The organism is Moorena sp. SIO4G3, assembly GCF_010692305.1.
Lineage (GTDB): Bacteria > Cyanobacteriota > Cyanobacteriia > Cyanobacteriales > Coleofasciculaceae > Moorena > Moorena producens_A.
In genome coordinates this window covers 1-10150 of the sequence record NZ_JAAHIG010000323.1, presented here as the reverse complement: position 1 = coordinate 10150, position 10150 = coordinate 1, and the positions used below count along the sequence as shown (strand labels likewise).

Below are 10150 nucleotides of genomic sequence, written 5' to 3'. Positions count from 1 at the left end.
TGTAATAGCAATACCTGTAGGAATTGTGATAATTTTGATGCCATATTCCCTACTCCCTAAGGGTGGCTCTGAATGGAGGCAAAAACACTCATAAAAATAGAATTATAATATCATGTTGTAACAATTACCCTGTCTTGATGCAGTCGCTCATGGGGGAAACCACGGCAGTCGCTCATGGTTTGAAGTTACCGTAAGATAGTGGAGCCTTATTAACAAATATTGAACCCTTTTCTGCATAACCTGCTAACTATAAAGGCTCCACTATCTAAGGTTTCGTCTCCGGGGGAGACCCCCAAGACCGCGCTGCCTCCCCAAGACCGCGCTGCATCGCTTAATAAAAATCTCCCCCATCTCCCCATCTCCCCCTCTCCCCACCCTCCCTAATCCCTACTCCCTACTCCCTACTCCCTGTTCCCTTTCCTAAAGTTCTGATGCCAATTTTAAAATCCTCATTTTTCTGGTTTTTCTGCTTTACAGTAATTTTCCTGCTATCCCAAGATTTCTGGTCTTGGCAGCAAGACATTTCCTTCTCCTTGCTCCATCTTCCCCCCTGGGTATTCTATTTTATTGCCTTACAAATTATCCTTGCAGTCGCGTTGTTACTATTTGTGCTAAATTTCTGGGAAACTTCGTCGTAAGCATTCAGCCGTCAGCTGTCAGCCGTCAGTGCTGGCAGCTTGTAGGGTGGGCAAAAACAGTTTGCTTATGGGTGAGTATTCTAGATGATATTACTTTGCCCACCCTACTTGAATTGCTGTGATAGCTCATAGCTGATAGCTTACACTTCGTCTAAGGAAGACCGTTAAAACTATGGCACTAGACTCGATTATTCCCTATGTTGTGATCGCTGGGTATTTATTAGTAACCCTGGTGGTAGGACTAGTTGGTTATCGCCAACAACAAAACACCCCTGATGATTATTTTTTAGCTGACCGTAACATGGGAGCAATTCTCCTATTTTTTACGCTAATTGCTACTAATTTCAGCGCCTTTGCTTTTCTGGGATTTTCAGGCTCAGGGTATCGCATTGGTCTGAGTTATTACGGAATGATGGGGTTTGGAACTGGCTTAATCGCACTAACCTTTTATTTTATCGGTTATCGAGTCTGGCTTGTAGGTAAAGAACACGGCTTAATTACCCCTTCTGAATTGATTGAAGCCCGTTTCCGTAGCACAGGTGTATCTCCTGGGATTAGCAATACCCTCAAAGTAATTTTTCTGGCGGTTATGGTAATTTTCAGCATTCCCTACTTAACCCTGCAACCGATTGGAGCTGGCTATATTCTTGAAACGTTAACCAATGGACAAATTTCCTATTTTACAGGGGCTACCTTTTTGACAGTTGTCATCGTGCTATATGTGTTCATGGGGGGGATGAGAAGCGTTGCCCTAACCGATGTTATCCAAGGGGTTTTAATGTTTACCTTAATGTTAGCGGCAGTGGCAGCAATTTCTTATAGTCTGGGAGGGATTGCTGAAGCTAACCGTACTGTATACTCCCTCAAACCTGAATTGTTTTCTCGACAGGGTATAGATAATTTTTTTACACATCGTAAGTGGTTTAGCTTCATGATTCTCTGGATGCTTAGTGTCCCTATGTTTCCCCAGATGTTCATGCGCTTTTATGCCTCAAAAACTAGCAATTCCCTAAAAGTTTCGGTAGTGATGTATCCCCTAGTAAGCGCTATCATGTTTATTTGTCCGGTGTTGATCGGAATGTGGGGACATATTTCTTTTTCTGACCTGACAGCAAAAGCATCTGATCAAGTGTTTCCGATGATGCTAGCTGAACATACACCAATCTGGCTAGCTTCTTTAGTAATGGTGGGAGCATTAGCTGCCATGATGTCAACCTTGGACTCCGTACTTTTGGCCCTTAGTTCGATACTAACCAGAGATATTTATTTTGGTTATTTCCGTAAAAACGCTTCCCTTAACGAACAAACCTTTGTTGGTAGAGTACTGATTGTTTTATTGGCAATTATTGGTTTAATTATAGCCAAAAATCCCCCAGATACGATTACTGCGATCGCAACCCAAGCCTTTACCGGATTAGCAGTACTGTTTCCCACGGTAATTGCAGTATTGTATAGCAAAACTATTCATCCTCTAACCTGTATTGTATCGATTCTTGTGGGTGAAGCCGCAGTGATTGGCTTTCAGTTGGGGATTATTCCCAAAAGTCTTACCTTCGGTTTTCTGCCAGTTGTGCCTATTGTTGCCCTTTCAGCATTAATTATTATTGTCGGATCAATCAAGCCGATCCGAATCATGGTTGATAGTAGTGAGTCTTGAGTGCGTCAGTGGTCAGTGGTCAGCTATCAGCTATCAGCTATCAGCTATCAGCTATCAGCTATCAGCTATCAGCTATCAGCTATCAGCTATCAGCTATCAGCTATCAGCTATCAGCTATCAGCTATCAGCTATCAGCTATCAGCTATCAGCTATCAGCTATCAGTCATTGGCCTAAGGCCAACGGCACCTCAAGTAGCGTGCGCGTAGCGCATATGCTTACCTACTGAATCTGGAGTTGGAGAGTGTTGAGTAGACGTGCTTGCCCTATTTGTATTATAATGAATACAAATATATTACTGAGCTAAAAGCGTCTTGAAAACCTTGTAGGGGGGAAGCATTTGGGCAATCAGTGCAGGCTTAAACCCTAGTCAGTCTCTTCAAATACCTCCCTCTTACCAGCAGTAAAGAGACTACAAGGGACCCCAAGGGTGAACAACCGTCAACCTTCAACCTGCCAACCTTCAACTTGCCAACCTTCAACCTGCCAACCATAAACAAACATCAACTAGCCGGAGGAGAATATGTCCAAAAAACTCGACCAAATTCTTGTTGTGGATGTTGAAGCAACCTGTTGGCAAGGGAAGCCACCTCCAGGACAAGAAAATGAAATCATTGAAATTGGGATTTGTGTATTGGATGTTGTTTCTGGGAAGCCCCTGGAAAAAGATAGTATTTTGGTAAAACCAGAACGCTCAAGGGTCAGTGAATTTTGTACCAAACTAACTACATTAACCCAGGAGCAAGTTGACCAGGGAATTTGTTTTGTTGAAGCTTGTTCAATGCTACAGGATAAGTATTTATCTGCTCGGCGAGTGTGGGCAAGTTATGGGGATTATGATCGAAATCAATTTCAGAAACAGTGTACATCTCGTTTTTTGAGATATCCCTTCGGCACTAGACATATCAACATCAAGACCTTGTTTGCCATTAGTTATGCTTTGCCCCATGAAGTTGGTATGGCACAAGCTTTGGATTTGCTCAATCTACCGCTGGAAGGTACTCACCACCGGGGAGGAGATGATGCTTGGAATATTGGTCGGATATTCTCAAGGTTACTTTTGCAATTAAGAACTACAGGATGATATAGCGCTACGCGCAAGTTAGAAGTCAGAAGTCAGAAGTCAGAAGTAAGCTAGACTCACGTTTCGGAGTTGAGGAGCGATGCAGCGCTGCTCCCTGTTCCCTGTTCCCTAAAAAACCCTAAATATGTACTTAACAAAGTCGCAAACCGCTATCAATATGGAGCAAGAGGACTCACTTTATACCCATCGGGTTAGGGTGAGGTGAATTGCGGTCAGAAGCTTAGTTCTACTCAAGTGGCATTCCTGGGTAGAATTATATTATAATTTAAATATGCTGAGACTAACCTACGAGTACAAACTGATTCCTTCCCAAAAACAAATCGCCGTCATTGAAGATATATTGGCGGTTTGCAGAAAAGTGTGGAATTACGCTTTAAGGGAACGAAAAGATTGGTACAAAAGTCGAAAATGTGTAGTTAATTATTGTTCATTACAGCATGAATATATAATTCCAGTAGATCAGCCATACCCTAACTACAAAATACAAGCTGCTAATTTAACTAAAGCAAAAAAAAACAATCCTGAACTCAAAAGAATAAATGCTCAGGTCTTACAACAAGTTTTAAAGACTTTAGATCGAGCATTTAAAAATATGAAAGAACAAGGATATGGTTTTCCTAGATTTAAAAATCCATATCGGATGCGATCGTTTTTATTTCCTCAATTTAAAACAAAACCAATTAAAAATGAGTGGATTAAGCTACCTCAAATTGGATTAGTTAAAATGAGATTATCACGGCCAATTCCAGATGGATTCAAGATAAAGCAAGTTAGGATAGTTAAACGAGCTAGTGGTTATTTTGCAATGCTGTCTTTACAAAGTGAAGTCAGTGTTCCTGATCTACCAGCATGGGGTCACCCGCTGGGGATTGATATTGGACTAAATAAGTTTTTAGCAACTTCTGATCATGAATTAATAGAGCGCCCTAGATTTTTCAAAAAGCTGCACAGTAAGCTTAAATTGCTACAACGCAGATTAAAATCTAAGAAAAAAGGGTCAGCAAATAGACATAAACTTAACCAAAAAATAGCAAGACTTCATCAGAAAATATCAGATACCAGAAAAGATTTTCACTTTAAGTTAGCACACCATCTGTGTGACCAAGCTGGAATGATATTTGTTGAAAACTTAAATTTTAAAACTTGGGCAAAAGGTATGTTCAGTAAACATACCCTTGATGCAGGTTTTGGTCAGTTCTTTAATATCTTAGCTTGGGTGTGTTGGAAACGAGGAGTATATTTTGGCAAAGTTGACCACAGATTTACTAGTCAAATTTGTCCGAACTGTGGTGCGCATACAGGCAAAAAGGATTTGTCTGAACGTATACACAAATGTCCTGAATGCCATTACGAAATTAACAGAGATGTTTCAGCTGCTCAAGTGATTTGTCAACGTGGTATTACTGCGGTCGGACAGATCGTGGTAGAAAATGACTGTGTAGGCGGGCTGTCGGGGGTTTACAACAACCTAGATAAGTGCTTTGGAAGCAGTAAACCCAAATTGTGAAGTTTGGGAATCCCCCGTTATAATCTCTGATTTAACGGGGGAGGATGTCAAATCAATATGAATCCGTCTCGATTAGTCAAAATAAGTAAATATTTAAGTAAGCATCTTCGACACCAGCCTCAGAGAATTGGAATCACACTCGCTCCTGGTGGCTGGGTTAGTGTTGAGGAACTACTGGCGGCCTCTAAAAAGCATTCCTTTCGGATCAGCCGTGCTGATTTAAATGAAGTGGTTGCCAAAAATGACAAGAAGCGCTTTTCTTTCGACTCCACAGGTACCCGAATTCGTGCCAATCAAGGTCATACGGTTCAAGTTGATTTGCAACTAGACGTTCTGGTTCCACCAGATTTCCTTTATCACGGTACCGGTCACCGGGCAGTTGAGTCAATTCTGCGCCAAGGTTTGTGTAAAATGTCGCGACACCATGTCCATTTATCGACGGATATAGCAACTGCCAGAAAAGTGGGAGCAAGGCATGGTCGCCCTGTGGTTTTTGCCATTGATGCCGCAGCTATGCACAAAGCCGGTTACAGCTTCTATTGTTCTGATAATGGCATTTGGTTAGTGAATTGGGTATCACCAGAGTATTTAGCAGTTTACATTTAGGTAAAAATGTCATCGACAAGGTGAGAAAAAGCATAAAAGCTGTAGATGATCAACAGGATAGCCATGACCTGCACCATACGGGAATTAGAGGAAGGCATGGTTATACCCCTTACCCACATGGATACAGCTGCTCCCATGGCAAAGCTAGAACTGAGGACCAGATAGGGCCAGTCACTGGTATATCCCCAGGTGGCTAGTAAAGCCATTGCCAATGAGGTCATCATTAATTCAACGAACTCTGGTGGATTGTACTGGGTTGAAAGCACTAATGTTCGCCACCAAAACTGCCAAAGTCTCATAAATTAAAGCAGCTAGTTAATGCTCTAAGCTAGCGTTGACTGAGGTCTCTGATATTGTAATATAGTTATGCTTATAGTTATGCTGCTGTAAATCCCTTAGAGCTTCTTCGGTTTTAACTTGAGGAAAGTTGAGGTAGAAGCGGCTGACACTCAGAAAGGGTTCCGGTGTTTGTAAGATAACCATGCGATCGCACCACTGTGATAACCAGCCTATTAATCCTCCTGGTGCAACTGGTGTGCAAATCCAGACCTGTGCTGGATTGTGGGCTTTTACTGCTTCCGTTGCTGCTGCTATGGTCATGCCAGTGGCAATGCCATCATCAACCAGCAAGGCTAGGGAACCAGTAGGATTGGTTTTCGGGCAACCCGTTTGCAGTTGAGCTAGCTGAGCTTGGGCTTTTTCTTGAGCTTGAGCTAATACTATTTCCCGCCATTGAGCATTTTTGTTTCGCCATCGCCTTTGCCCAGACCAAAGTACAACTCCGGAGGAAGTCACTGCACCGATTGCTAATTCTGGGTTGCGAGCCGTGGTAATTTTTTTTGCCACCACAATATCTAGCGGACAATCCAGTGCCCGAGCTACTGGTGCTGCTACTGGGATACCCCCCCGAGGGAGTGCGTATACAATAGGCGTTGCATCAATACCTGTAGCGTGCAGCCTGCTCACCAAGGGGATAAGTGCTTGAGCGAGCTGCTCACCGGCATCAGCGCGATCGCTAAACAGCGGGGCAGTGTACATGGCTTCCTCCGGCATGAAGTTGCCTGATATATATTATAATTACGGATTTTTGTCAAGATTACTGTATCAAAAGAAATAATTGTAATAATTAGTTGCTCACAATCTCCTCAATCTACTATTAGTAGTAAGGTGCCTTATGCCTGCAAAAATTTCTGTGAGTCCTCATGTCCAACGGAGAACAACTTAGTCTTTTTGACGAGTCAGAGTTAACCCCATCACAACCTAACAATGTCCAAAGGGAGCTAATCCCCACTGATGCCAAAATCCCTATTCCTGCTGGCACTTACGACACCATGGAATCCTTGACAGAACACTGTCAATCTTGCCAACGCTGCGAATTAGGAGCTACCCGCACTCAGGCTGTTATTGGACGTGGCAACCCTAAGGCCCTAATTATGATTATTGGAGAAGGACCGGGTAAACAAGAAGATGAGACTGGTAAGCCCTTTGTAGGCAGAGCAGGGAAACTGTTGGAGAAAATTTTGGCATCTGTGAACATCGATAGTGAACAAGATGTCTATATTTGTAATATGGTCAAGTGCCGACCTCCTGGTAACCGCACCCCTACTCCTAATGAAATTGAAGCGTGCAAACCTTACTTGTTGGAACAAATTCGCCTAGTAGACCCCCAAATTATTCTGTTTACTGGTGCCACAGCGGTAAAAGGCTTAACTGGTAACAAGCAGGGCATTACTAAGATTCGCGGCACCTGGATGGAATGGGAAGGGCATAAGTGGTGTATGCCAATTCTCCATCCTGCTTACCTACTGCGGAATCCGAAACGAGATCCAGGTAGTCCAAAGTGGCTGATGTGGCAAGATATCCAGAAAGTGCGTGCTAAGTTAGACGAGATTCGATCTTAGATGCGATGGATATTAGGGAATAGGGAATAGGGAATAGGGAGTAGGGAGTAGGGAGTAGGGAGTAGGGAGTAGGGAGTAGAGATTAGTTGAGTGTTAATTGTTAATTGTTAAGTGCTAATTGTTAATTGTTAAGTGCTAATTGTTAATTGACAACTTTCAATGGTAAATTAACAATTTTAATTCCAATTTTAACTTGACGAACAACCAAGAATGATAAGTAGTAAACCGGATAGGATACAACCTCATTATACTATTTTTAATAGTAATGACGTAGAGTCAATTTTATTCCCCCTACTCCCTACTCCCTACTCCCTACTCCCTAAAACCCAGGACTAAAGTACCTCATAAGTAGGAAAAACGCTATAAAAATGATTATTGATGAAACTTGGTACCAACGACCGCCTGGAGTTCCTGACGCTACCTCCGCTGGTGGTATTGTTGCCCGCCGTTGGGAGCAGCAGATATACATTGCTCTAGTTCAAGAAGGCAATAGACTGGAATACGTTTTACCCAAAGGTCATGTAGAACCAGGAGAAAGCTTTTTAGAGGCAGCAGAGCGAGAAATTGCGGAAGAAGCGGGCTTAAATGACCTGAATTTTATAGCTGAACTGGGAGTTAAGGAACGATTAGACTTTGCCAAACAGTGTTGGAAAAAGACTTACTATTTTCTGTTCATTACTGACCAAATTGAAGGGACTCCTACTGATCCACATCTCAGTTACCAGCTGCGGTGGTTTCCTATAGATGAATTACCAACATTATTCTGGCCAGAACAACAAGACCTGATTAAAACCAATAGTAAGCTGATCCAAAAGTCTTTAGGGATTGAATAGGAAATGGGGAATATATAGCAATTCTCATAGCTATGAGCGACATTGCTTATCCCTTGAAGGCAAGAGGCTTGCATACAAAAGGCAATATTCATGAATGGTTTTAAGCGATGCAGCTTCAAATGAAACTGTACCTCATAAGTACGATAAACGCTATAAAATTCCCCATCCCTTAGCTCCGTTAACTGAAAAGCACAACACTGTGGCTAAATCACACCACAAGCCGCTCGAGCACCACCCCCTCCCAAGGGTTTGGGAGTGTCTGAATAATTGTCACCTTGGGCGTGAATGATCAGAGAGTGACCCTTAAGGTCAGCAACCTTTAACCGTGGGGCTACGACTGGAGTGTTAGCAACACCCTGTTGATTAAACACTAGCCGTGGCAAATCACCTAAATGACCATTACCGAATGGTCCTTCGTGTTTGCCGGTATTTTCTGGATCATAATGACCACCAGCAGCTAAGCCTGGAACTACTTTACCTTCCTTCTGGGCTGGACCACAGTTGGGCTTTGCATGGACATGGAACCCATGTTCTCCAGGAGTTAATCCAGACAGATTCGAGGTTAGCTGCAGACCCTTCTGGGTTTCGGTTGCTTTGACAATGCCAATCTCTTCACCAATGCCTTTGGTATCAGTCAAATGCATGGTCACCGTTAGTGGTGTTGACGCAGATTGATTTGAACAACCCGAGATTAGAAATATTGCGATCGCAGCTAATAGGCTGATAATTTTCATACTCAACTACACCCCACTTACAGATAGGTCTCCAAGGGTTTGAGATTCTTTTGGATTTCCGTTTTGCTATTCCCTACCGTACCTGATTTCTGAGGATTTTTGAGCTTGAGCTTAGTTTCTCATTATTGGGCAACCTCAACCTGGCACCTATTCATCCCACCCCTAGCTGGAGTAAGCTTTAGAGGATTTTTTGTAAAAGCACAACACTTGGCTAGTGTTGAGGGGATCCCGATACAGACACTCAACCCGATTAAAATTATGTTTCTGGGCAAGGGATTGCAGGGTTGTTTGGGTTTCGGGAAAATCACTAGACATCATATGACCCTTGATCGTGACAACTTCTTCCGGAGTCAGTTGAGCCCAGTCTTGGTAAACACCCTCTAGGTAACGTCTTAGATAGGTGTCTCGGGTTTCTCCATCTGTGGAAACTATATCGATCAGAATAAAAACACCATCAGCTTTTAGGAGATGGCTAAGCTGAGCCATAATACCATCTTTTTGCTCAAAACTGAGGTGATGGAACGCAAAAGAACTTAGAATCCCGTCGAAGCTATCCTGCTGCTTTTGTGCCAACTCAGAAACTACTTCAAAGAAGTCGCCCTGGATCAATGTCTGTTCGCAGGGGATAGAATTCATGTTATCACGAGCAATCTCTAGTGCTGCCTCAGAGAGGTCAATACCTTTGTAGGAAGCAATCGTGGTATTGGCTAAAGCCTGAGCCGTGAAGCTAGCATCACCGCAGCCTAGGTCAAGCATGGAGAAGGGGGTTGGAAAGTAGCTGACTAGAAATGCGTGTAAGATGCCGTAAATTTCACGGTGTTTCATGTAATTGTTAGTCAGTATTTTTTGATAGAGTTGCCACTGACTCTCAAAGATATTAGGTGACTGTTCTGTTTTCAGAAAACACCTTTTTTGTACTTTGGAAAAACCACTTATAGTTTAGATATAGCAATTCTACGAATTGTGAGGTACAAATTTCTGGTTTTTAGGGACTTCGGAGCAGGGAGCAGGGAGCAGGGAAGAGGAACCCACCCCTAACCCCTCCCAGGAGGGGAAGTGAGGGAAGAGGGAAAAAATAATGTGTACCTGATAGCTATGAGAAACGCTATAGTGAAATCCAAACCCCAGCCAGGATTTGATATTTCGTAAGCATATGCGCTACGCGCAGGCTACGCCAACAGCTTAAGCGCTA

At 42.9% G+C, this 10150-nt stretch carries 15 protein-coding genes; 9 read left to right on the top strand and 6 right to left on the bottom strand.

From position 1 onward, the window contains the following. Positions 1-209 precede the first annotated feature (209 nt). Complete coding sequence (locus F6J99_RS34970; RefSeq protein ID WP_293120059.1) at positions 210-359, bottom strand: hypothetical protein; 150 nt, start codon at positions 357-359, stop codon at positions 210-212. Between the two features lie 35 nt (positions 360-394). After that, positions 395-523, bottom strand: coding sequence for a hypothetical protein (locus tag F6J99_RS34965; protein WP_293120057.1), 129 nt, complete (start codon positions 521-523; stop codon positions 395-397). A 287-nt stretch (positions 524-810) separates the two neighbouring features. On the opposite strand from F6J99_RS34965, the gene F6J99_RS34960 reads away from it, so the two are divergent. The 6 genes from F6J99_RS34960 (at position 811) to F6J99_RS34935 (ending at position 5490) form a co-directional block, all read left to right on the top strand. Further along, a complete protein-coding gene (locus tag F6J99_RS34960; protein ID WP_293120055.1) occupies positions 811-2295 on the top strand; it encodes a sodium:solute symporter family protein in 1485 nt (494 codons plus the stop codon). Then, positions 2285-2470 carry a hypothetical protein gene (locus tag F6J99_RS34955; RefSeq protein WP_293120053.1) on the top strand — a complete coding sequence of 62 codons (186 nt, stop codon included), beginning with the start codon at positions 2285-2287 and terminating at the stop codon, positions 2468-2470. The genes F6J99_RS34960 and F6J99_RS34955 overlap by 11 nt, the downstream gene beginning before the upstream one ends. Positions 2471-2816: 346 nt before the next feature. Next, positions 2817-3377 carry a 3'-5' exonuclease gene (locus tag F6J99_RS34950; RefSeq protein ID WP_293120051.1) on the top strand — a complete coding sequence of 187 codons (561 nt, stop codon included), beginning with the start codon at positions 2817-2819 and terminating at the stop codon, positions 3375-3377. 69 nt (positions 3378-3446) lie between these two features. Beyond that, positions 3447-3572, top strand: a complete 126-nt coding sequence (locus F6J99_RS34945; protein WP_293120049.1) for a hypothetical protein — start codon at positions 3447-3449, stop codon at positions 3570-3572. Positions 3573-3648: 76 nt separating this feature from the next. Further along, on the top strand, positions 3649-4884 hold the full coding sequence (locus F6J99_RS34940) for a transposase (protein WP_293120047.1): 1236 nt from the start codon (positions 3649-3651) through the stop codon (positions 4882-4884). A gap of 57 nt (positions 4885-4941) precedes the next feature. Beyond that, entirely contained in the window at positions 4942-5490 is a 549-nt protein-coding gene (locus F6J99_RS34935) for an RNA 2'-phosphotransferase (RefSeq protein WP_293120045.1), read from the top strand. On the opposite strand, the gene F6J99_RS34930 is transcribed toward F6J99_RS34935, so the two are convergent. Both F6J99_RS34930 and F6J99_RS34925 read right to left on the bottom strand, forming a co-directional pair. Next, positions 5487-5789, bottom strand: a complete 303-nt coding sequence (locus F6J99_RS34930; RefSeq protein ID WP_070392604.1) for a hypothetical protein — start codon at positions 5787-5789, stop codon at positions 5487-5489. The two genes, F6J99_RS34935 and F6J99_RS34930, sit on opposite strands and share 4 nt — an antisense overlap. 16 nt (positions 5790-5805) lie before the next feature. Next, positions 5806-6528 carry a phosphoribosyltransferase family protein gene (locus F6J99_RS34925; protein WP_293120043.1) on the bottom strand — a complete coding sequence of 241 codons (723 nt, stop codon included), beginning with the start codon at positions 6526-6528 and terminating at the stop codon, positions 5806-5808. A gap of 164 nt (positions 6529-6692) precedes the next feature. On the opposite strand from F6J99_RS34925, the gene F6J99_RS34920 reads away from it, so the two are divergent. From F6J99_RS34920 to F6J99_RS34910, 3 genes are all read left to right on the top strand, one after another. Next, positions 6693-7391 (top strand): uracil-DNA glycosylase, encoded by a 699-nt coding sequence (locus F6J99_RS34920; protein WP_293120041.1) that lies wholly within the window; start codon positions 6693-6695, stop codon positions 7389-7391. Between the two features lie 210 nt (positions 7392-7601). Continuing rightward, on the top strand, positions 7602-7727 hold the full coding sequence (locus F6J99_RS34915) for a hypothetical protein (protein WP_293120039.1): 126 nt from the start codon (positions 7602-7604) through the stop codon (positions 7725-7727). 32 nt (positions 7728-7759) lie between these two features. Further along, a complete protein-coding gene (locus F6J99_RS34910) occupies positions 7760-8224 on the top strand; it encodes an NUDIX domain-containing protein (protein ID WP_293120037.1) in 465 nt (154 codons plus the stop codon). Between the two features lie 203 nt (positions 8225-8427). Here F6J99_RS34910 and sodC read toward each other — a convergent pair whose 3' ends face one another. Both sodC and F6J99_RS34900 read right to left on the bottom strand, forming a co-directional pair. Then, positions 8428-8958 (bottom strand): superoxide dismutase [Cu-Zn] SodC, encoded by a 531-nt coding sequence (gene sodC / locus F6J99_RS34905; protein ID WP_293120035.1) that lies wholly within the window; start codon positions 8956-8958, stop codon positions 8428-8430. Between the two features lie 162 nt (positions 8959-9120). Continuing rightward, a complete protein-coding gene (locus F6J99_RS34900) occupies positions 9121-9783 on the bottom strand; it encodes a class I SAM-dependent methyltransferase (protein ID WP_293120033.1) in 663 nt (220 codons plus the stop codon). Between the last annotated feature and the right edge of the window lie 367 nt (positions 9784-10150).